The sequence below is a fragment of the Flavobacterium erciyesense genome (assembly GCF_018069925.1).
In the GTDB taxonomy this organism is placed as follows: domain Bacteria; phylum Bacteroidota; class Bacteroidia; order Flavobacteriales; family Flavobacteriaceae; genus Flavobacterium; species Flavobacterium erciyesense.
Window position 1 is genome coordinate 1 of record NZ_JAGPXB010000013.1, and the last position, 22,205, is coordinate 22,205.

Below are 22,205 nucleotides of genomic sequence, written 5' to 3' on the forward strand. Positions count from 1 at the left end.
TTGCTCCCCGTTCCAATTGCCGTTGTGTAAATAGAGTAGGCCAAACTTAGCCCAGTCGCGTGTTGTTGCCCAACCGTAGGACGAGCCTACATAATTCCCAGCCATATCAGTTTCGATAACCATAGAATTCATTCCTATTTTATCAATTAAATCGGTGTACCAAAAATCTAAATATTCCTGATGAGTTTTGAACTGCTTTCGGAGAATTCCCGAAAGTAAATTCGTAGTTCCAGAGGAGTAATTCCATCGCGTGTTTGGCTTACGCTCCGCTGGCTTCTCGAGTTGCGTTCGGGTCATATCTTCGGCTTGAAAAAGCATTTTGGTAGCATCACAAATAGAAGCATAATCTTCTACCCATTTTAAACCAGAATTCATGTGGAGCAAGTCACTTGTTGTAATTTTTTTACGTTCGTCATTTGCCCATTCTGCAATAGGAGCTGGAGCATCAATGTCAAATTTTCTTTGCTTTTCTAAAACGCCAAACATGGCGCTCGTGATACTTTTGGTCATGGACCAACCTAATATTCTACTGTTTTTAGTAAATCCCGTATCGTATTTTTCGGCAATAATTTTGTCTTTATAAATTACTAATAGGGAACGCGTTCTTTTTTTCAATTCTCCTTTCACATCAAAAGCATTGGCTACGGCCAAATTCAATTTAGCATAATCAACGTTAGCAAAAATGGTATCTTTAGGTTCGTTATTTCCGTATGGAAAAGGTAAAATATTGTTCAATTTTGTTCTTTTGGGAACCAAATACGGTTTTGAAACATCAAAGTCATCGTTGATTAAAGTAACTCCCAAACCTTCGCGGTAAATGGCTTTTCGCTCCTTTAATCCATAAACTGAAGCAGTAGCAAACTTTCCGGCCTCATCAATTTGATTTGTTGCCAAATCGATCAAATCAATATCATTATCGCCCGCTTCAATCATAGCTTGTGATCTACCATCTAGAAAATGTCCCGAAGCAATGCTTTTGGCTGAAAAACCAGAAATTAAATCGAGTTTTGGATAAGTTGTAAAACCCATATACACAATTCCGATTAATAGAACAACCGCAGCAATTTTAAATATTTTTTTCATAAACCATTCTTTTGACTGCAATTTATTAAAAACATTTGAATTACGTTGGTTTAAAAAAGGACTGTTTGGCAAATAATTTGGCTATCAAAGCATAACAAGAAAGTATGAAAAACTTGGGTTTCTTAATTTCAAAACGTTTTAATTTCAGTACTTTTGTATCTAGATTTTTTCTACGATAACTATGCTAGACATTCAAAAAATAAGAGCCGATTTTCCGATACTTACACAAAAAGTAAACGGTAAACCATTAGTCTATTTCGATAACGGAGCTACCACTCAAAAACCGCAAGTGGTGATTGATGCGATAGCGAAATACTACCAAGAAATCAATGCTAATATTCATCGTGGTGTACATACCTTGAGCCAATTAGCAACGGATGCTTACGAAGAATCCCGAAAGAAAATTCAAAATCACATCAATGCAAAATTTGCTCACGAAGTACTTTTTACCTCCGGAACTACACATGGTATTAATGCAGTAACTAATGGATTTGCTTCGATTTTAAAACCGGGTGATGAAATTTTAGTTTCGGCATTGGAGCACCACAGTAATATTGTGCCTTGGCAAATGTTGTGCGAACGTACAGGAGCTATTTTACGTGTCATTCCTATGAATACGGATGGCGAGTTGATTATGGCAGAATACGACAAATTATTGTCGGATAAAACTAAGGTTGTAACGGTAAATCATATTTCGAATGCGCTAGGAACGATCAATCCTGTTAAATACATGATTGACAAAGCGCATGAAGTTGGCGCTGCAGTTTTGATTGATGGTGCACAAGCCGTTCCACATTTAAAACCTGATGTACAAGAATTAGATTGCGATTTTTATGTGTTTTCAGGACATAAATTGTGCGGACCAACAGGTACAGGAATTTTATATGGTAAAGAAGAATGGTTGAATAAATTACCGCCTTATCAAGGTGGTGGCGAAATGATCAAAGAAGTGTCTTTCGAGAAAACAACTTATGCAGAGCTTCCTCATAAATTTGAAGCAGGAACGCCTAATATTGCTGGAGGAATTGCATTAGGAACCGCTGTTGATTATATGAACGAAGTAGGTTTTGAGAACATTCAGCAGCAAGAAAAAGAATTACTGGAGTATGGAACCCAACAATTGTTAACCATTGAAGGTTTGAAAATTTACGGTACAGCCAAAGAAAAAACTTCTGTGATTTCATTTAATATTGATGGAATTCACCCGTACGATATTGGCACCATAATTGACAAATTAGGAATAGCGGTGCGCACAGGACACCATTGTGCGCAACCTATCATGAATTTCTTTGAGATTCCGGGTACCATAAGAGCTTCGTTTGCGTTTTATAACACCAAAGAAGAAATTGATAGCCTAGTTGCCGCTGTAAAAAGAGCTCAAAACATGCTTGCTTAACACTTAAACACAACCTTATGAAAACAGTACTAGCTTTAGTTGCCACCGTGATTCTTGGATCTACATGCAGCAACAAGAAACAATCTGATCTAGAAAACACAGTGATCGAGTATACGGCTAATACAAGAGGTTTTTATCAAAAAATCACCGTTGTCAACCAAGAATTGAGTGTAAGTAAAGACAGAAATGAGACTGAGAAACCTACCACAACTCCAATTTCTGATGCAGATTGGAAGGAACTTGTAACGGATTTTCAAACTATTGAACTTGAGAAAGTGGAAACATTAAAAGCACCTTCTGAAAAACGATTTCACGACGGAGCTGCTATTGCAAATCTGAAAATAGTACATCAAGATAAAACCTATCAAAGCACATCATTTGATCATGGTACTCCTCCAAAAGAAATTGAAAAGTTAGTAAAAAAAATCAATGCTTTAGCTGAGGCAAATTAAACACGAACAAACATGACTATAAAAGATATACAAGAAGAAATAGTAGAGGAATTCTCGATGTTTGATGATTGGATGGATCGTTACGAATACATCATTGAACTGGGGAAAAAACTACCCCTTATCAAAGAAGAATTCAAAACAGAAGATAACATCATCAAAGGTTGTCAATCAAAAGTTTGGCTACAAGGAGAGCAAGCCGACGATAAAATTGTGTTCACTGCCGATAGCGATGCTATTTTAACCAAAGGAATTATTGCCATTTTGATTCGCGCTTTTAGCAATCAAAAAGCCGCCGACATTCTATCTGCCGATATGGATTTTATTGATGAAATTGGCCTGAAAGAACACTTATCGCCCACTCGCGCTAATGGACTAGTTTCGATGATAAAAAACATCAAAATGTATGCTTTGGCTTTTGAGGCGAAAAACTAAATTTCTTTAAACCATATAAGACATATAAGGGCACATAAGTTAAAATTAAAAATTTACAATAAAACTTAAACAACCTGATATTACTAAGATAACAGTAAAAAATAAGAAAATAAATTGTTGAAACATGACACAAGAAATAGACACTAACGAATTAGGAGAAGCAATCGTAAAAAAATTAAAAACTATTTACGATCCAGAGATTCCTGTAGATATTTACGAATTAGGCTTGATTTATGACGTAATGGTAAACACAGATTATGAAGTAAAAGTTCTTATGACACTTACCTCTCCAAATTGTCCGGTTGCTGAAAGTTTACCAAAAGAAGTAGAAGATAAAATTAAATCTATCGAGCATGTAAAAGATGCTGAAGTTGAAATTACTTTTGACCCGCCATGGAGCAAAGATTTAATGAGTGAAGAAGCCAAATTAGAATTGGGAATGTTGTAAAATTTGTTTCAGGTTTAAAGTTTAAGGTTGAGCAACTTTAAACTTTAAACCTTTTAAACTTTTCGAAATGGAAGAAATAATCAATAAAGTAGCCAATAGTGTACTCGAAGTTTTCGATCTTGAGGATTATTATCCAAAAGGGATTCGTACGCAAATTGACATCTCACAATGGCTTGCTGAAGGATTTTTATTAAGAGAAAAAGACTTTAGAGAAAGTCTCAAAAATCACGATTGGTCGCATTACCAAGATCACTACGTAGCTATTAATTGCAGTACTGATGCCATAGTTCCGGCTTGGGCATCTATATTGGTGGCTATTCAACTTGTTCCTTTTGCAAAAAAAATAGTCAATGGGAATTTAGAAGATCTTGAAGCGTCTTTATATGAAGAATTACTGCCAAAAATCGACTATTCAGTGTATCAAGATAAACCTGTTATCTTGAAAGGATGTTCCAAAAAACCAGTTCCAACTCGTGCTTATATCGTAGCAGTACAACATTTACAACAAGTGGCCCGCAGTATTATGTATGGCGAAGCGTGCTCCGCAGTACCGCTGTTCAAGATTCAAAAATAAAAAAGAATTTTTTGGTTCCGAGAAGTGATTGCATTCAAAAATTTCATCTGTGATATTATTACAAATGAAAAATTAATTCCACTCGAAATAAAATTATAAAGCAGTAAAACCACCATAAATAAAGCTTAGGGTTTTACTGCTTATTTTATTTAGTTGCAAAATTTTGAATATCTAAAACCCAAAAAACAGATTACTATTAAATAAATATTGCACAAAAGAAATATTATTTTACCCATAAATAATCAAGTAACCTTCTTCGTTCTGGCGCTTCTCGACAGTTGCGAGCTTCGGAACTGATTATTTTGTGTTAGAGATAAAAATTAATGTGAAACGCAAACGTGAACTTACCACAAGATTCGCACTCGAGCGTAGCGAACAGACGAAGTAATTGCGAGAAACGACTGTTGGTAGATGCCCTTTATTCTTTCTGTTTCCATTATGTTTTTGCAATCCTTTAATAATTATGTTGCGGGTTTCAATAAATGAAAGCCGGAGAGTTATAAATACAAATCGGATTACAATAATTATAAATAGGATAAACAAAAATATAAGTGCGAAACAAATTTATATAACCGCGAAGCGTATAAATATAATTGCAATAGCAATAAATATAAATCAGCTAGGTAGTTTTATATTTCTGTTTTTAAAATACAATGTTACTATCTTTCCAAAATCTGCACAAATATTACCTAATTAATTTGTTAAAAAGCTTGGCCGATGCCGATGTAGAATAGTTTATCTTCTTTTGATATTCCGTAATCAAATGATAAAATTGTAGACTGATTCCAAGCAATTCTTGCACCTAAACCATGCGAGTAACGAACGTTTTTAAAGTTTAGATTTTGCCATGCGTCTCTTACTGTTCCTGCATCAAAAAATGGAGCGACACCGAAAGCAAATCTTTGTTTTCCAAATTTTGTTTCTGCAATTCTATATCTTAATTCAATATTTGTGAACCACATTGAACGTGCTAAAAACCGATTTGCTCGATAACCTCTTAAAGATTGCTTTCCTCCAAGTGCGTTGATACTACCTTCTGGACTCCATTGATCTTGAAATTCAAAAAATGGGGCATTCGATCCAAAATTGTTACCAACTCCAAATCTTCCAGCCACAACAGTTCTTTTTCCAAAAGGTAACTTTTGATATGCTCTCGCTTGAATAAAAAGTTTATTAAAATTAAATTGTGACCCAATATATTTACTAGAATATTCGTTTGCTATTTCAAAATAGTAACCTTTGGTTGGGTCGGGTTCAAAATCTCTCGTATCATAAATTAATGCAGTTTGTAAAATTGAAATCCATCCACCATTTAAGCCAGATATTAAGCCTTGATTAAAATCTCTTCTTAAAAGTGATAGTCCATTTGGAGCTGTTGTTTCTGCACCAGTTGTTGGATTAATAGCCTCGGCTGATTCTCCTTCAAAAGTTTTATAACTCAAATTTTGAATTTCATAACCGCCCATTACTCTCCATTTTCCGTTTCCTATTGCGTAATCACCTTTTAAATTAAGCATATATTCTGTTTCCCTAAACCGGTTAGACAAAGCATCTGTTACAAAACTTCCTTCTCCAATTCCACCAGGTCTTAGTGTTTTTCTTGCTTTGTCAAATGCATCATATGTTGAAAAAGTAATGTTTTCATTGGATGGCAATCGGAGATTACCCAACGTTGATTCTGTTGAGCCAAAATATAAATTTGCTGGATTTTGTTGTGCTTTAAAATCAATTTTAAATCTCCAACGTGTCCCTTTATAATAGGGTACATCTAAAGATAAAATTAATTCTCTTGCGTTTGAAGTGTAATATGCTGCATTAGCTTTTAGTTTTGCTAAGTAAGGAGTATAGGCAAAAAGTGGATTCGTTCTTTCGCCGTTCCAATAAACATTACTTCTAAGACCAAAACCAAAACCGGTAACAGGATCTGATGAAAAGTCAGGCAAACCAGTTATGAAAGTTCCTTCTCGTTTTTTTGCAAGGTCGTCATCTGACATTCGTTTTGATTTCACAAATGAAAGTGTATCGTTTACTTGTGCGTTAATAGAGTACGTTGAAATAGTTAAAACTAAGCAAAAGAGAATCTTTTTAATTAATTTAAGTTGCGACATAATTTAAGGTTCTTTAATTATTTCGCAAATATCGTAAGTGATTGTGTTCTCCTAAAAATGAAATAAGTGCAAAATGATTGATTTGTACCAATTATTTTTTTACAAAAGATTTTTCTTGAATTGTGTTGGTGTTACCCCTTTGAATTTCTTGAATGTAGCATTAAAAGAAGATTTAGAATTAAAACCTACATCTGTAGCGATTCCTAAAAGTGTAAGATTATTGTTTTGGTCGTTTTTTAGTCGGTTTACAAATTCTTCCACTCTATATTCATTTATGAAATCTTGAAAATTAGTATTCATATGTTCGTTTAAAACTTCAGAAATGTATTGACGCGGAATATTTAATTTATCTGAAACATCTTGTATGGATAATTTTCCATCAAGGTATATTTTATCAATTTGCATTGCATTGATTAAAGCCGTTTTATATTTATTAATTGTTTCATCGTTCAGATTTGAGTTTTTGTATTTACCGATTTCTACTTTAGGTAAAATTTCTTTATTACCATTAAACAACTTAAAAGCTATAAAATAGAATAAAAACGCAACAACTAATAAAAGGTATGAATTGAAATTTTGGTCGGATAAAAACGGTAATTCTGACAATCCAACGATTTTCAGAATATCATTAATGAGTGAAAAAACGAATAAAATAATGATTGGAATAATAAAATATATAATCCAATTTTTTCTTTGACTTGAAATTATGGAAAATAAAATTAGTGATAGGTAGATGATAAAAGTTAATTCGCAGAATACTTCTAAAACTTCGATAACTACAAAATTTTGATTTAATTTTATTTCAATTGCTTCAAGAATTAGATAAATGATATTTGGTATGAAAAAACAGTAATCTGATTTTATGAACTTTTCTTTATTGCTTTTGAAATACCTAAAAAACAAAAATAGAAATGTTATAAAAAGTGTGTTATCGAAAAGAAACCAATCGGTGTTATTAACAAATAAATTATTCTTGTCATCTCCAATAATATATAGAACGATGGAAAATAAACTTCCGAATAATAACCAAAAAGTTGTGTTCTTATAACTTTTGCGATTGTTATATAAAACAAAAAGAACGAAAAGTCCTTGAAGTAATGCAATAATTTGAATTGTTTTAAGCATCATTGAAATTTAATGCTCGCAAGTTACAAAATTTGAAAAGTATTTAATATTGCGAAATATCTTTACATTATTTTAGGTAATGTTATCTTTTTATGGAAGTTTTTTTGCGATTTTTGAAGCTCGAGGGTTTCTGCCATCTTACTTGTAATCTAACTTTAGCAAGACATTATTAAAATTTCTGAGGTTTGCTCCGTACTAATACGAACCAACAGACCCGAATGAAGCAATACCACTACCTCTTTCCCTACTTAAAAAATAGCGCTACAAGTTATACCCTAATTGCTACAATTTTTTTCATAATTGATGTGTTGCAAATATTTAGGACTACTCAAACACGTTTATTTGTTTTAACAACTGATTTCTAATCTTATTTAATTTGAAACTGTTGGACCATCCAGTGCGAAGCATGTTGCGATATCAATTCTTTCTTTAAACTTTCGTTCCTCGTATCTAAGTACGAATATACTTTTAACGGAATAGACTTGGGAAACTCCTGCAAACTTTTTGCTAATAACGCACTTGATTCACTGAACTTACCAGCCGATTGTAAAGCTTCTACTTTGTAAATTTTGATAATAACCGGCACAACACCAAAGGTGCTTTGCAATTCAGTTTGCAAATCGTCTAACAAATTATTCTGAAACGTAGCATCCGGTACTTTTCCCTTAACTGCCATTTGGCTGATATGTTCTTGATACGCCAAAAACAGATTCAAGATATGGAGGTTTTTAGCATCTTTATCAGCATACAATTTCTGGATTCGCTCTGACATACTAGCTTGTAATTCACCTGTTTCCGACTGTAAAATTTGTTCGTAAAAATCAGTTAATAAGTTAAGTACCGTTTGGTCTTTGGTATCAATCTTAGCATCCTTTTTAATTTGTTGTACAAAGGAAACGTAGTCTGCATTTTTTTGTGAAAATGAGTTGAGACTGAATAAAAGTAAACCTGCTAAAATGATTTTTTTCATAAACTTGTTTGGTTGTGCACTTATTTGGCTGTGCTTTGGTTTTAAAATTTTGTATTAATCTTCCTCGATTTTATAGTCAACAAATTTGTAACTACTGTCCATTTTTCCCATTAATTCTACCGACTTAAACTTTACACCCTCAGGAGTCATTTCATAAATATAGGTATCGATTACGCCATCGTAATTGTGTAGCTCGTAGTATTTTCCGTTTTCGGTCCACCACCTGCCATTTTCTGTTTCTTGAGTAACTTTCCCTTTTTTATCAATAGCTATAAATAAAAGTGTACTCGTACCATCGGCCATTCTGCAAGACACCCAATACTTACTCACACCCTTTATTTGTTGATTTACTTCAGAGCCTTTCCAACAGCCTACTAAACTTGGATCGTGTTCCTTTTCGTCAGGTACTACATTTGATTTCAAATCTTGACCCATAATTAAAAAGTGACAAAAGAAAGCCGCTGAGGCTAGCATTAATTTTTTCATATTATTTTATTTTACTTTAATACGCCTAATTTGGGCTGTGTTTTTTACTAATTATTTTTAAAATGAGGTTTAATCAACATTTTTTGATTGCCTGCGCATGCGCTTCGGTCCGTACCAAAGCCAAAATCCGGTTACGGTAAAAATGAGCAATGCCGAACCCATGACCGAACTGTACACCACCTTTAATTCTCCGCCCGTGGTACCAAATATTTGATCTAAAAACGACCCGTCGTGAATGGTTTCTATAAAATCAGAACGACGGCGTGCTACTTGTAGCAAATTACCGGTAGCGCCATCCAATTGTACTTCCCAGAAACTATCGGTAAATACAAATTTGACCATTCCTTTATCTTTACGAATATCGATTCGGTCTAATTCAAGCGAGAGCTGAGGATCAATTGAATCGTGTGCAATTTTACACGCCTTTTGATGCAACTTATCTAGTGGCAACCACTCTTTCAAATTAGTTGATGTTCCTTTAATTGATTGTGGTAATAGTAATCCGTTACTGTGTTTTTTCCATCCCAAAAACAAACCACTTAATGCAATGACAAAGAAAAACACAAAGAGTAAGGCACCCGTTTTGCGGTGAATTTCTCTGAAAGTTCGAAGCAACTTTGCTTGATTTTGTCGTTTATTTGATGAGGTCATTTGATTGTTAAAAAGATTGAAAATAGTACCATAGTTGAAAATATATGTAGCTTTTTAGGCTCTGCGTTTGTTTTCAAATATACTGAAAAAAGGAACTTATACAAGACATTTCGTACCCAACTATCCAACTGAAACGTGTTAATTATTGTAAGTAGCACTTTAAAATGCTACCCAAATGCATGAAGGATGGAAGCGGCATCCTTTTTATACATTTTAGGCTAGTAGCCTAAAATGTATAAAAAGATATAGCGAACAGCCTGACGCAGCTGCAACGCTAGTGAAAGCTGGGGCATGCCCAAAAAAATCCCTCTTGAAATTCAAAAGGGATATGGTATAAGGTTGTGAAACTATTAATCTATTTCGGATTCATCGTCTTGTTCGTCGTCTTTCTCGATGGCGTCATTGTAATCTGGATACAAAAACTTGTTGTACGGGAAACGGGTTATGTGTATCTGGCGCACAGACTCGTACACGCGTTCTCTGAATTCTTCGAAATTTTCTTTGTGTGTGGCCGAGATAAACAAAGCGTTTTGCTCTCCTACTCTACTCATCCAAGTGGCTTTCCATTCCTCTAGCGTGAAGTGTCTTGGTGTTTTTTCGGTCATCAAATCGTCTTCGTCAATGACTAGCGGTTTGTAAGCATCAATTTTATTGAACACCATGATCACCGGTTTGTCATGCGCCTTGATGTCCTGCAAGGTTTGATTTACCGACTCGATATGGTCTTCAAAATCTGGGTGCGAAATATCTACTACGTGCAGCAATAAATCGGCCTCGCGTACCTCATCAAGAGTACTTTTAAAGGAATCAACCAACTGCGTAGGCAATTTTCTGATGAATCCTACGGTATCAGAAAGCAGGAAAGGCAAGTTTTTGATAACCACTTTACGCACGGTAGTGTCTAGCGTTGCAAAGAGTTTATTCTCTACAAAAACGTCACTTTTACCCACGGCATTCATCAAAGTAGATTTCCCAACATTGGTATACCCAACAAGCGCCACACGAACCATAGCACCGCGGTTGCTGCGTTGTATGCCCATTTGTTTATCAATAGTTTTGATTTTGTCTTTGAGTAACGAGATGCGATCACGCACAATACGACGGTCGGTTTCAATCTCTGTTTCACCGGGTCCGCGCATTCCAATTCCCCCTTTTTGTCGCTCTAAGTGTGTCCAAAGTCCTGATAAACGAGGCAACATATAAATACATTGTGCCAGTTCCACTTGGGTTCGGGCATAAGAAGTTTCGGCACGTTGCGCAAAAATGTCTAGAATAAGGTGGGTACGATCTAGAATTTTACATTCGGTGATAATCTTGGATATATTTTTTTGCTGTGACGGCGATAATTCGTCATCAAAAACCAGGGTCGAAATTCCATTTTCTTTTACAAAAAGGTGAATTTCTTCTATTTTTCCGGTACCAACAAACGTTTTGGGATTAGGGCGCTCCATTTTTTGCGAAAAGCGCTTGATTACCTCTCCACCAGCGGTGTAGGTTAAAAACTCTAATTCGTCTAGGTATTCGTTTAACTTTTCTTCACTTTGATTTTGAGTTACGATACCTACTAAAGCGGTTTTTTCGAAATTGATTACTTCTGTTTCTAACATGTCTTTGAATAAGCTACAAATTTACGGATTTGTCAGCGACTTATGAAGCTATCTGATTATAAAAAAAGAACGTTTAAACAGAATGTAACTTCGGTCAAGCCAAAGGAAAGTTTTAACTCGAATATGAATCTAAAAAAAAAATCAAAAGCAGGCTTACGGACATTAAATGCAATTTGTTTTAAAAATAAAAAAATAGCAACTCATGACCTTTAATTTGAAAATCTTGTGGGTTTGCAAAGTATGCGTTAGAGGTTTCATTGGATTTTTAATTATTTTTACACCTATCTAATCCAATTTGAATGAATCGTTTTTTGCCAGTACTTATTGCATTCTTGTTTCCTGTTTTTATTTTTTCACAAAATAATTCTGTGGAATTACTAAATGAATTGGATCAAACGGTAACTGATTACGCTGTTTATTCACATAAAAAAGAGCTAAAAATAAACAAACTAAAGGAATTACTTTCCTATACTACTGCTGATATTGAAAAATATGATGTTTACGGAAAATTGTATGCAGAATATAAGTCATATCAGTCCGATTCCGCATTGATTTATGCTCGAAAAAGTTTTCAAATAGCCGAAAAACTAAATGATATTGAAAAGCTAAATCATGCCCGATTAAATCTAGCTTCCATAATGGGAACATTAGGAATGTACAAGGAAGCGACCGATATTCTTAATCGAATCAATATTACACCCAAATTAAAGGGTTATTATTTTACCGTAAATAGCGTCGTTTATGGCTATATGTCCGATTATGCGGCCTCTCTTCAGGAAAAAAAGAAGTATATTATTTTAACAAAAAAGCACCGTGATTCCTCTTTAAATTATTACAAACCGCAATCAAGCGCCTATATTATGGCGCAATCCAGTACGCTTCTTGATGCCGGAAAACACAAGGAAACATTGACTTTATTGCTGAACTATTTTCCGAAAATTGCTCACAACAGTGATGATCGAGCGGTTATTGCATACATTGTTTCGCAGGCCTATCGCCAAAAAAAAGATGCTGAGCAGGAGAAAAAATGGTTGACCATTTCGGCTATTTCCGATTTGCAATTGGCCAAAAAAGAATATATTTCGTTGCGTTCGTTGGCTTTTCTGATGTATGAAAACGGGGATTTTGACCGCGCTTACACATACATAAAACGCTCGCTTGAAGATGCCCTTTTTTGTAATGCGCGCTTACGAACCTACGAAATATCGAAGATGTTGCCTATTATCAACGAAGCGTATCAAAAACAAAATGAAACCAATAGATTTCAGTTGATACTGTTTTTAATAAGTGTGAGTATATTATCCGTATTCCTTTTGGTGTTGCTTTTTTTACTTTTTAAGCAAATGAAAAAATTATCCAAAGCAAAGCAGGATTTAAGTTTAGCCAACAACAAGCTTTCGGAATTAAATACTGAACTAAATGCTTTCAATGAGAAATTGAACGAAACCAATTACACGCTGACCGAGGCCAATCTTTTGAAAGAAATATACATTGGCCGTTACATGGATCAGTGTTCAGACTACATCGGAAAATTAGACGAATACCGTCGAAAATTGAATGTGATGGCAACAACAGGAAAAATGAACGAACTGATCAGTGCCGTAAAATCAAAACAATTTGTTGAAAATGAACTTGCTGTATTTCTCACGAATTTCGACAAGACATTCCTGCAACTCTTTCCTAATTTCATAGCAGAATTCAGAGTTTTATTGATTGATGAAGAAGCCATACAATTAAAGGAAGGCGAACTGTTGAATACGGAACTACGGATTTTTGCACTGATTCGTTTGGGCATTAAAGACAGCGCAAAAATTTCTACTTTTCTTCGGTATTCTGTATCCACAATTTACAATTACCGTTCGCAAATCAAAAACAAAGCAGCAGGTCCACGAGAAGATTTTGAAGCTAATGTAATGCGGATTGGAACCAATTTAAAATAGAAAATACTGTTTTTCTAGAAGGTCTTTGGGATTAAAAAAATCTCAAGGACGTCTTTTTTATTATAAATCTACCACTTTTTTTAAATACCAAATTTACATAATAGACAGTTATTCAGTGTCTTGCGTTTAAAAATAAGTAAAGCAATCTACTTTTTTATGATGACAAAAATATGTAGTGTATAAAGCGTTTACTTTTACCTTTTCGAAATTTGGAAAACTATGGATTTTTCAATAAATCGATTTCGTGAAGGTCATGTTGATCACAATCTATTACTAAACCGGAAAAATTAATTTATCAAATTCTATTTAAAAAATGAAGCAATTTCTTTTCACAGCCCTAATGTGGCTCGCGTTTTTTAGCCCTGCACAATCGCAGCAGCTAAAATCACCAAATGGAAAATTTGTAATGGAGTTTACATTACAAAACGACGGAACACCAAGCTACCAGCTGAATTACAAAAACAAAGCGGTTATTAAAACCAGTAAATTGGGTCTTGAATTGAAAAATGACAAGAAATCATTACTAAATGATTTCACGGTTGTTGACCAAAAAACAAGTACTGTTAACGAAAATTGGCAACCTGTTTGGGGCGAAGTTGCCACCATAACAAATAATTATAACGAACTAGCCGTTACTTTAGAACAGAAAGAAACGGAACGTAAAATGATTATTCGTTTTCGTTTGTTCAATGACGGTTTGGGTTTTCGCTATGAATTTCCTTCGCAAAAAAACTTGACTTACTTTGTAATCAAAGAAGAAAGAAGCCAGTTTGCCATGACTGGCGATCATACTGCATTCTGGATCCCGGGCGATTATGATACACAAGAATACGATTATACCACCTCTAAATTATCTGAAATAAGAGGGTTGGCAGAAAAAGCTACTACGGCCAATGTATCTCAAAAATCATTTTCGAACACTGGAGTTCAAACTTCATTAATGCTAAAAACAACTGACGGATTATACATTAACCTACATGAGGCAGCATTAATCAATTATTCTTGTATGCACTTGAACCTTGACGATAAAAACATGGTTTTTGAATCATGGTTAACTCCTGATGCAAAAGGTGATAAAGGCTACATGCAAGCACCTCAACATTCGCCATGGCGTACCATCATTGTGAGTGATGATGCAAGAGAAATACTAGCCTCTAAAATGACATTGAACCTCAACGAGCCCAACAAAATTGAAGATACTTCTTGGATTAAGCCTGTGAAATACGTGGGTGTTTGGTGGGAAATGATTACTGGAAAAAGTTCTTGGGCTTACACCGATGAATTGCCGACTGTACAATTGGGAGTTACTGATTTCTCAAAAGTAAAACCAAACGGCAAACACGGAGCTACCAATGCCAACGTAAAAAAGTATATTGATTTTGCTGCTAAACATGGTTTTGATGGCGTTTTAGTTGAAGGCTGGAACGAAGGCTGGGAAGACTGGTTTGGTCATTTAAAAGATTATGTTTTTGATTTTGTGACGCCTTATCCTGATTTTGATGTAAAAGGTTTGCAAGCGTATGCTAAAGAAAAAGGCGTAAAAATGATCATGCACCACGAAACTTCAGGATCAGTGCGCAATTATGAACGTCACTTAGAAAAAGCCTATCGATTCATGAAAGACAACGGATACGATGCTGTAAAAAGCGGCTATGTTGGTGACATTATTGAAAACGGTGGGAATCATTACAACCAATTCATGATCAATCATTACCAATACGCTATTGAAAAAGCAGCCGATTATAAAATTATGGTGAATGCTCACGAAGCCGTTCGACCAACAGGAATTGCGAGAACCTATCCTAATTTAATAGGTAACGAAGCGGCAAGAGGAACAGAATACCAATCTTTTGGTGGGTCAAAACCCAATCACGTAACCGTTTTACCTTTTACACGTTTAGTTGGTGGACCAATGGATTACACTCCAGGAATATTTGAAATGGACTTGAGTAAAATGAACAAGGACAACAACTCTCATGTCAACAGTACACTTGCCAATCAGTTAGCTTTGTATGTGACTATGTACAGCCCGTTGCAAATGGCTGCTGATACACCAGAGAATTACAATCGTTTTCCAGATGCTTTTCAGTTTATCAAAGATGTAGCTGTAGATTGGTCTGATAGCAAATACCTTGAAGCAGAACCTGGGCAATACGTAACCGTTGCACGTAAAGCCAAAGGAACAAACAACTGGTTTGTAGGTAACGTAAATGGTGAAACACCGAGAACGGCAACAATCACATTTGATTTTTTAGAGAAAGGTAAAAAATACAATGCTGTAATTTACGCTGATGCAAAAGATGCCCATTTTAAAACTAATCCGCAAGCTTACACCATTCAAAAAAAGGAGGTAAGTAGTACTTCAAAAATTAAATTATCTAGCGCTCCTGGTGGTGGTTACGCCATTAGTTTAATAGAAATTAAATAATACTAAAAAGGCTGTCATTGATTTGACAGCCTTTTTTATAAATAGAAATAACCTTTAGTCTTAATTGACTTTGATAACTTTAATATCAAAAATTAAAACAGAACCTCCAGGAATACCGCTGTAATCAAAACTACCGTAACCTAGGTGCGCTGGAATTAATAACATTCCGCTTCCGCCTTCTTTAAAAAATGGAATCCCTTCGGTCCAACCTTTGATTACTTGTTGTAATCCAAAAGTAATTCCTTCTGGTTTACTTTGATCAAACACATTACCGTTGGTGTAATATCCTTTGTACGCCACTGTCACATTAGAGTTTGCAGTTGGCTGTGCTCCCGTCCCTTGTTCGGTCACTACATAATACAATCCGGTTCCGGTTTTGGTTGCAGTTAAGTTTTTTGCAGCGATATAATCTGTAATTTCTTTTTCGTTTTGCGCTGTAAAATCAATTGGTTCTTTATCATTTTCCGGCAAACAAGAAACAAATAAGAACGAAATCAAAGCTAATACTGTATATTTCATAATGTAATTTTTTAGTTTGCTGGCAAATATACTAATTTCAACTAATGAGTTAGTTAAAATTATTTTTCTCCATAAAGTTGTACATCATCCACCATAAACGAACCGTCAAGAGCCAAGTTCCGACCTGATCCTACAAACTTGAATGCTATATTAATTTTACCTTGATAAGCAGATAAATCAATGGGGCCACTTCCTATGAATAGATTCCAAGGCGTTGCTTGAGTTGGTAATTTAGGGTTTAATTTAGTCCAAGTGGCAGTAGTTACATTCACCCCATTAAAATCAGAGGACAAGTATACCTCTAACGCGTTCAAAGGCGAATCAACATCCAAGTGATGTTGTGCCGCTCTAAAAGTGAGGATTTCCTTGGTGTAAACGTCCATATCAATTTTTGGCGAAATTAACCACGCAGTATTGTTCAACACACGAGTGCCTGAAAAGTAAAACTCCGCATATCCGTTTCCTGACGAAACTCCACCACGCCAAGCCAAAGATCCGTTTTGTACAATATTAGCCCAGCCTGGCAAACTAATAACAGAACGATCTACAACAGTTTTAAAATCTTGATTAAAAAAAGGAATCGCTCTTTTGCCTGTCATCACTATATCTTTAACCGATCGCGGAAGGAGTTGGTAATCGTCTCCAAATTTGGTCAAAATCCCTCGAATAGTCCCGTTTCCTTCAGGTATTTTTTGAGCGGCAAAGTCGGCAAAACTACTCGTTCGCACATACAATTGATTGCCACTTTTATCTACTATGTTCCAATTACTCGCTCCTCCTACATTGTTAGTTTCTTCAAAAAAACTACGTCCAATGGCTTCTTCTGCAAATTGAACTTCTTTAATTTCAATAAGTGTATTTAAATTGGCATCATTAAACACCTCTTGTAAACTCATTTTTCGCACCAACGCCTCCTCCTGAATCTGTGTACACGAAGCATTTACTATTTTTTTATAATCATTTTGCGAAAGTCGCCCCACTCCACCTTGATTAAAAGCATTTACATAGAGACCACCAATTCGTAAACCTCCAAAATACAAATCGGTGTATAAATCTTTTAGTTTAACATACACTTTTGTACCCACACGATACTCAATATACAAGTTGCTCACATCAATAGGAATACTAAAACCTTGCGGTGCTGTGTTGGCTGTAGCCAAAGTTTGAAAGGAAATCGATTTGAAAAAATTCCCTCCTTCATCACTCGATACCACATAAGCCTCAACCACATCATCATATTGGAATTGCGTTGCGGTAGCAGTTGTTTGAGTTAATACCTTAGCAACCGATGTCGTTACAGCTATATCAGGTTGTGAACATTTTAATTCAGGCGTTGCCGTTTCCTCGGGAACGCAACCCACAAAAATCAATAAAAAACTTAACACAACTATCGTATTTTTAAACATTATATTCATAGCTATCATATTACAAGTTGATATAAAAATTGACAAAATAAGTACGGCCATAACCATAAAAATACTTTGGCCCAAAAGAAGGTGTGCCGCTTGAAATGTCTTGGTTTCGCTCTCGAAAATTTGCATTACGAGCTTGCTCAAAACCGCCTGTTTTGAAGCGTTGATTCAGCACATTATTCACACTAAAGAAGACTCCCAGATTTTTACCTTTCACAATCCATGATTTGCCACCTACAAGATTCAAAAGCACAATAGGATCGAGTTGTTCTTGCTGCAACAACTCTTTGCCACGTTCAAAAGTAGCCTCCGGAAAAGTAAGTCCGCTACTTGGGTTTCTGTAAAAAATATCAGTGCGTGCTATTGGCGATACATCCAGAAAACTATGAGACAAATAATTTATGGTGCTACCCAACCACCAATATTTAGGATCACGATACTCGCAACCAAAGGAGTAAGCGCGCTGCGGTGTCCCCGATTGTCTATAGTTGGTCAATGCAGCTTTGCCGAAATCGAATTGAGGATTTTCATTGATTGTTGCTGCTTGCGCATCATTAACCAAAGTTACATTTGGATTACTCGCATACGTATGCAAACCAAAAGCTGCCGCCAAAGTGGTCTTAAATGTTGCCGACCATTGGTACTCTAAACTCAACTCGGCACCTGTATTTTTTTTGTTTAAACCTGTTAAAGTCTGACTCACAAAAGCATCGGTACTCTCATATCCGGCACCATCGTCAAAAATTCCTTCGGCATAGAAAAAAGATACTTGAGTGATATCGCGTTGTAAGGTATGGTACGCCGTAGCACGAGCCTTAAGCAATGGAGACCGATAGGTGTAACTCAACTCTAAACTACTATTGCGTTCACTTTTTACATTTGGAACCACCACATTATTGAGTCTAGCGTTTGAAAATACATTTCGTAGCGCTGGCGCTTTACTCAAGTGTGCCGCATGAAAACTGAGGAGTTGCTTCCCAGAAATTTTGTAAATCAAACCCGCTTTAAACCCAAAATTCTCAAAATGCACCGTTTCGCTTTTTCCAAAGGAACTGTTGGGATACAAACCATTTTTGTACAAGCCTTCTCTTTGATATACCGTATTGGAATAGGTTTGAGCTAAATAAAAATCGACATCGTTGTAATTGAATTTAAACTGTGTAAAGGCATCAATTGTTTGAGCTGTGTAGTTAAAATTATAGCCATAAATATCTCCCACCACAACCTGACGGTTCGGATTATTTAAATCAGATTGTGATTCGTCGCCGTTGTAAAAAGCATCAATATCATCATAAAACTTGCCTCCTAATAAATCAGTTAACTTTTGGTAATTGCGTGAAAAAAGTTTCTTGTACGAAGCAGCAGCGTTCAGACTAATATTATCGGACAGTTGCGCATTCAAATTGGTTGTCGCCGCTGCCACCTGATCATCTACTACATCATCATAAAGCACATACTTGCTTTGAGCGGGTTCATAACCGGTGATGACGCCATTGCTATTGGTTACAGCGGTTTGATTCGTCAGGTACAATACCTTCCAATCTAACTGTGGTTGTGCTAAAAAAGCAGCTTTATTTTTGGCGGCATTATCTTCATCTGGCGTAAAAGCCCCAGAAAACTCACCATCATCAGGAGCGTAAAGCGAACTGTAAAAACTAGGTAATTTGCGGTAATAAGCTGGATCCGGACTGTTGGCATTTTGAAAATCGATATTGCTATTGGTTATAGTTCCCATTTGATACATTAAAGTGGTGTTCAATTGGATTTGCTCTTTAATTTTAAAAAAATGCTGGAGCATCACTATAGGTTCTTCGACCGTTTTTAAGCGCGCATTTCGTTTTTTTCCGTTTTGGAAACCCCAATACGAATTGTAATTTTCGGAGGTGAGTTGCGTAACCTCATCTGTATTCGGTGAATTTTTTGCTCGGGTGTTGGGTGTATAAAAAGCGGTCAGATTTAGGGCATGCCGTTGACTGAGGTTCTTTTCGATACTCACGAAAAAAGAATTCGCATCATACGAAGTGCCGTCAAAATAGGCTTCTTGCGCCCATCTTTTACTAGCCGAAATAACATATGCCCAACCCGATGAACTCATGCCTGATGCATGAGTAGCCATAGTGCGCCAATTATAATTGCTGTTGGTTCCTGAAAAAGTGAGACGCGTTCCCGGCCGATAAATAGATGCTCTAGTATTTATTTCCTGAGTACCCAAAAGTGCTCCAAAGGTATAATCAGAAGGAGTTGTGCCAATAGTAAACTCTTGATTACGGAGCGCATCATTGAGTCCGCCCCAATCGCCCCACTGCGGTCGGCCATCAATTATTTTATTCATGCTTACGCCATTAATCATCATTATGGCCTGTTCACTATCTAATCCGCGGGTTCGAAAACGGGCTTGTCCCCAATGAAAAGCAGCCGCTTGTAAAAAAGCATCTCGGGTAGATTGTAGCAGGCCCGCCGTGTTTTCGGAACTGGAATTATCATCACTAAAATCACTTTCAGATAAAGCTATAATACTAGATTGTTGTTCGAAGGATTGGTCTTCTTGAAGTGGAATTGTACCTAAATCTAGGATTTGATTTGCGGTGAGTTCAATAGGAAATAACGCATCTTGATAACCTTGATTGCGCACCAAAAGAAACCATTTTCCGGCTGGAATTTCTTGAATTTGAAAGCTACCATCAGGATTGGTAATTTGCATTTGTGACGTGTTTTGAATATTCACTACGACACCTGCAATAGGAATTTGAGTTTTGGCATTTACAACTGTACCGCGAACAGCAGCATTATTTTGCGACCAAACACTATTGAATAACAAGCCAAAGCACAAACAAATTCCGAGTTTTACCATATCCAATGCATAAGATTTTTACATCAACAAAAAATATTTTTTGAAACCAGCATGCCCAAAGTTCAACCAAAAGTTATGACTTAAGGTTGAACAGCAAGCAGGCTTTATACCCACTTTCTTGTGGATACTTCGTGTTAGAATTAAAAAATAAATTTTGGAAAAGTGGTATAAATCTTAAAGCTCAAGGCTGATGAATGGTATTTGAATTTCAAGCACTTAAAAACTATTCGAACGAATTATTATGTTAAAAATAATAAAAAATTTTGTTAGTTGTTTCATTTTTTAAAAAAAATAGCAGTATTTTTCTTTTTAAAAAAATGGGAAGTGTGAGAAAAAGCAATACGACTAGCATAGCCCCGATCGCAGCAGGTATCCTTTTTTATAAACGCTAGTATTTCTGGCGTTTTAGCACTACTCGAGTGCGTTTATAAAAAAGATACAGCTAAGAACGGGAATAGATAGCTGCTGAAAACAGCATGACTACTCCTAAAAAATTATGCAATGGCTTTGATTCTGGAAACCATAAGTGTAATTAGCAGTCCGAAAACACCAATAAAAGCGAAAGAAAAACGCAGACTTGACAGCTCAGCGATGTAACCAATAATAGGAGGACCCATTAAAAAACCCAAGAAACTAACGCTCGAAACAGTGGTTAAGGCGACACTTGGCGCTACATTAGGCGTTTTGCCCGCTACGCTATACACGGTAGGGACAATGGTTGAAACTCCTAAACCAACAAACATGAATGCAATAGTTGAAGGAATAACAAAAGGGAAAAATACGGCTGTAAAAAGCCCTGCAGAAATCATGACTCCGCTAATTTGTAATACTTTTTTACGACCGAATTTATGTATCAAACTATCACCAACAAAGCGTCCGCTGGCCATCATGATCATAAACGAGGTGTAACCCAAAATTACTAATGCGCCTGGTGCTTTTATGACATCTTTAAAGTAGACTCCGCTCCAGTCAAACATGACTCCCTCGCTGGCCATACAGCAAAAACCAATTACTCCGAGCCATATTAAAGTAGGGTCAGGTTTAGAAAATAATTTTTTCTTAGCGGCTTTGGTAGTTTCTTTGGCTTTGATTAAAAATTTGTAATTGAAAACCATTAATAAAAGCACTAAAGCACCTACGATAAGAAAATGAGCATAAGGAGATAGTTTAAAAGCGAGCATGCCTAAACCTACCAAAGCACCTGTAAAACCGGCAAAACTCCACATACCATGAAAGGAGCTCATGATGGTTTTTTTGAATAAAACTTCGGTGTACACACCTTGTGTATTTACAGCAATGTTAGAGAGATTTCCGAAGATACCAAACACAAACAAGCCAAGCGATAATTGCCAGGCCGCGGTAGCCAAACCCAAATTGGTTAAGCTCAGCACATACATAAAAAGAGAAAATACCAAAACTTTGTGACTACCAAAACGAGTAACCAATTGGCCTGAGAACGGCATGATTACCAATTGCCCCATAGGTAAGGCAAAAAGAATACTCCCCAAATCGCCTTCGCTAAGGTGCAAGGCAGTTTTAATGTCCGGAATACGGCTTGCCCAAGTAGCAAAAGACAAACCCATACCAAAATAAAACATAGAAACCGCCCAACGAATGCGGTTTAAATACGAGATTTTGACATCTTTATATGATTTTTTGAATTTGGCTTTGGTACGAGACCTGTTTAAAAAGTTGAGCACTATCAAAATAATGAATTTAGTAA

Annotated in this window: 18 protein-coding genes; 7 read left to right on the forward strand and 11 right to left on the reverse strand. The window is 35.9% G+C overall.

The window, feature by feature from the left end:
- The coding region (locus KBJ98_RS12165; protein WP_210791042.1) for a serine hydrolase domain-containing protein at positions 1 to 1,083 on the reverse strand (1,083 nt) is incomplete at its 3' end.
- A 181-nt stretch (positions 1,084 to 1,264) separates the two neighbouring features.
- Between KBJ98_RS12165 and KBJ98_RS12170 the strand changes: the two genes are divergently transcribed.
- From KBJ98_RS12170 to KBJ98_RS12190, 5 genes are all read left to right on the forward strand, one after another.
- Positions 1,265 to 2,479, forward strand: coding sequence for an aminotransferase class V-fold PLP-dependent enzyme (locus tag KBJ98_RS12170; RefSeq protein WP_210791044.1), 1,215 nt, complete (start codon positions 1,265 to 1,267; stop codon positions 2,477 to 2,479).
- A 17-nt stretch (positions 2,480 to 2,496) separates the two neighbouring features.
- On the forward strand, positions 2,497 to 2,931 hold the full coding sequence (locus KBJ98_RS12175) for a hypothetical protein (RefSeq protein ID WP_210791046.1): 435 nt from the start codon (positions 2,497 to 2,499) through the stop codon (positions 2,929 to 2,931).
- A gap of 12 nt (positions 2,932 to 2,943) precedes the next feature.
- Complete coding sequence (locus tag KBJ98_RS12180) at positions 2,944 to 3,363, forward strand: SufE family protein (protein ID WP_210791048.1); 420 nt, start codon at positions 2,944 to 2,946, stop codon at positions 3,361 to 3,363.
- 124 nt (positions 3,364 to 3,487) lie between these two features.
- Positions 3,488 to 3,811, forward strand: a complete 324-nt coding sequence (locus tag KBJ98_RS12185; RefSeq protein ID WP_086455167.1) for an SUF system Fe-S cluster assembly protein — start codon at positions 3,488 to 3,490, stop codon at positions 3,809 to 3,811.
- A 67-nt stretch (positions 3,812 to 3,878) separates the two neighbouring features.
- Complete coding sequence (locus tag KBJ98_RS12190; protein ID WP_210791050.1) at positions 3,879 to 4,385, forward strand: DUF2480 family protein; 507 nt, start codon at positions 3,879 to 3,881, stop codon at positions 4,383 to 4,385.
- Between the two features lie 701 nt (positions 4,386 to 5,086).
- Here KBJ98_RS12190 and omp85 read toward each other — a convergent pair.
- From omp85 to hflX, 6 genes are all read right to left on the reverse strand, one after another.
- A complete protein-coding gene (omp85, locus tag KBJ98_RS12195; RefSeq protein WP_210791052.1) occupies positions 5,087 to 6,493 on the reverse strand; it encodes an Omp85 family outer membrane protein in 1,407 nt (468 codons plus the stop codon).
- 99 nt (positions 6,494 to 6,592) lie between these two features.
- Positions 6,593 to 7,099 carry a helix-turn-helix domain-containing protein gene (locus tag KBJ98_RS15290; protein WP_225899130.1) on the reverse strand — a complete coding sequence of 169 codons (507 nt, stop codon included), beginning with the start codon at positions 7,097 to 7,099 and terminating at the stop codon, positions 6,593 to 6,595.
- Positions 7,100 to 7,985: 886 nt separating this feature from the next.
- Positions 7,986 to 8,588 carry a hypothetical protein gene (locus KBJ98_RS12205; protein WP_210791054.1) on the reverse strand — a complete coding sequence of 201 codons (603 nt, stop codon included), beginning with the start codon at positions 8,586 to 8,588 and terminating at the stop codon, positions 7,986 to 7,988.
- 54 nt (positions 8,589 to 8,642) lie between these two features.
- Entirely contained in the window at positions 8,643 to 9,074 is a 432-nt protein-coding gene (locus KBJ98_RS12210; RefSeq protein WP_210791055.1) for a hypothetical protein, read from the reverse strand.
- A 69-nt stretch (positions 9,075 to 9,143) separates the two neighbouring features.
- Positions 9,144 to 9,725, reverse strand: coding sequence for a PepSY-associated TM helix domain-containing protein (locus KBJ98_RS12215; protein WP_210791057.1), 582 nt, complete (start codon positions 9,723 to 9,725; stop codon positions 9,144 to 9,146).
- A 350-nt stretch (positions 9,726 to 10,075) separates the two neighbouring features.
- Positions 10,076 to 11,332 (reverse strand): GTPase HflX, encoded by a 1,257-nt coding sequence (gene hflX, locus KBJ98_RS12220; RefSeq protein ID WP_210791059.1) that lies wholly within the window; start codon positions 11,330 to 11,332, stop codon positions 10,076 to 10,078.
- Positions 11,333 to 11,631: 299 nt separating this feature from the next.
- On the opposite strand from hflX, the gene KBJ98_RS12225 reads away from it, so the two are divergent.
- Both KBJ98_RS12225 and KBJ98_RS12230 read left to right on the forward strand, forming a co-directional pair.
- Complete coding sequence (locus tag KBJ98_RS12225) at positions 11,632 to 13,272, forward strand: DUF6377 domain-containing protein (protein WP_210791061.1); 1,641 nt, start codon at positions 11,632 to 11,634, stop codon at positions 13,270 to 13,272.
- Between the two features lie 313 nt (positions 13,273 to 13,585).
- Positions 13,586 to 15,700: a glycoside hydrolase family 97 protein gene (locus KBJ98_RS12230; RefSeq protein WP_210791063.1), complete on the forward strand. Its 2,115-nt coding sequence runs from the start codon at positions 13,586 to 13,588 to the stop codon at positions 15,698 to 15,700.
- A 60-nt stretch (positions 15,701 to 15,760) separates the two neighbouring features.
- Here the strand turns inward: KBJ98_RS12230 and KBJ98_RS12235 are convergent, their stop codons facing one another.
- From KBJ98_RS12235 to KBJ98_RS12250, 4 genes are all read right to left on the reverse strand, one after another.
- Positions 15,761 to 16,219 (reverse strand): FKBP-type peptidyl-prolyl cis-trans isomerase, encoded by a 459-nt coding sequence (locus KBJ98_RS12235; protein ID WP_210791066.1) that lies wholly within the window; start codon positions 16,217 to 16,219, stop codon positions 15,761 to 15,763.
- 59 nt (positions 16,220 to 16,278) lie between these two features.
- Positions 16,279 to 17,634, reverse strand: coding sequence for a DUF5689 domain-containing protein (locus KBJ98_RS12240; protein WP_210791068.1), 1,356 nt, complete (start codon positions 17,632 to 17,634; stop codon positions 16,279 to 16,281).
- Positions 17,635 to 17,644: 10 nt separating this feature from the next.
- Positions 17,645 to 20,482 carry a carboxypeptidase-like regulatory domain-containing protein gene (locus KBJ98_RS12245; RefSeq protein ID WP_210791179.1) on the reverse strand — a complete coding sequence of 946 codons (2,838 nt, stop codon included), beginning with the start codon at positions 20,480 to 20,482 and terminating at the stop codon, positions 17,645 to 17,647.
- A 494-nt stretch (positions 20,483 to 20,976) separates the two neighbouring features.
- A complete protein-coding gene (locus KBJ98_RS12250; protein WP_225899131.1) occupies positions 20,977 to 22,188 on the reverse strand; it encodes an MFS transporter in 1,212 nt (403 codons plus the stop codon).
- Between the last annotated feature and the right edge of the window lie 17 nt (positions 22,189 to 22,205).

Bases quoted from the DNA above. Each gene is read 5' to 3' on its own strand.
- KBJ98_RS12230 (WP_210791063.1), top strand. From the start codon at position 13,586: ATGAAGCAATTTCTTTTCACAGCCCTAATGTGGCTCGCGTTTTTTAGC.
- KBJ98_RS12190 (WP_210791050.1), top strand. From the start codon at position 3,879: ATGGAAGAAATAATCAATAAAGTAGCCAATAGTGTACTCGAAGTTTTC.
- KBJ98_RS12210 (WP_210791055.1), bottom strand. From the start codon at position 9,074: ATGAAAAAATTAATGCTAGCCTCAGCGGCTTTCTTTTGTCACTTTTTA.
- KBJ98_RS12240 (WP_210791068.1), bottom strand. From the start codon at position 17,634: ATGAATATAATGTTTAAAAATACGATAGTTGTGTTAAGTTTTTTATTG.
- KBJ98_RS12245 (WP_210791179.1), bottom strand. From the start codon at position 20,482: ATGGTAAAACTCGGAATTTGTTTGTGCTTTGGCTTGTTATTCAATAGT.
- hflX (WP_210791059.1), bottom strand. From the start codon at position 11,332: ATGTTAGAAACAGAAGTAATCAATTTCGAAAAAACCGCTTTAGTAGGT.
- omp85 (WP_210791052.1), bottom strand. From the start codon at position 6,493: ATGTCGCAACTTAAATTAATTAAAAAGATTCTCTTTTGCTTAGTTTTA.
- KBJ98_RS12185 (WP_086455167.1), top strand. From the start codon at position 3,488: ATGACACAAGAAATAGACACTAACGAATTAGGAGAAGCAATCGTAAAA.
- KBJ98_RS12175 (WP_210791046.1), top strand. From the start codon at position 2,497: ATGAAAACAGTACTAGCTTTAGTTGCCACCGTGATTCTTGGATCTACA.
- KBJ98_RS12235 (WP_210791066.1), bottom strand. From the start codon at position 16,219: ATGAAATATACAGTATTAGCTTTGATTTCGTTCTTATTTGTTTCTTGT.
- KBJ98_RS12215 (WP_210791057.1), bottom strand. From the start codon at position 9,725: ATGACCTCATCAAATAAACGACAAAATCAAGCAAAGTTGCTTCGAACT.
- KBJ98_RS12225 (WP_210791061.1), top strand. From the start codon at position 11,632: ATGAATCGTTTTTTGCCAGTACTTATTGCATTCTTGTTTCCTGTTTTT.
- KBJ98_RS12180 (WP_210791048.1), top strand. From the start codon at position 2,944: ATGACTATAAAAGATATACAAGAAGAAATAGTAGAGGAATTCTCGATG.
- KBJ98_RS12205 (WP_210791054.1), bottom strand. From the start codon at position 8,588: ATGAAAAAAATCATTTTAGCAGGTTTACTTTTATTCAGTCTCAACTCA.
- KBJ98_RS12170 (WP_210791044.1), top strand. From the start codon at position 1,265: ATGCTAGACATTCAAAAAATAAGAGCCGATTTTCCGATACTTACACAA.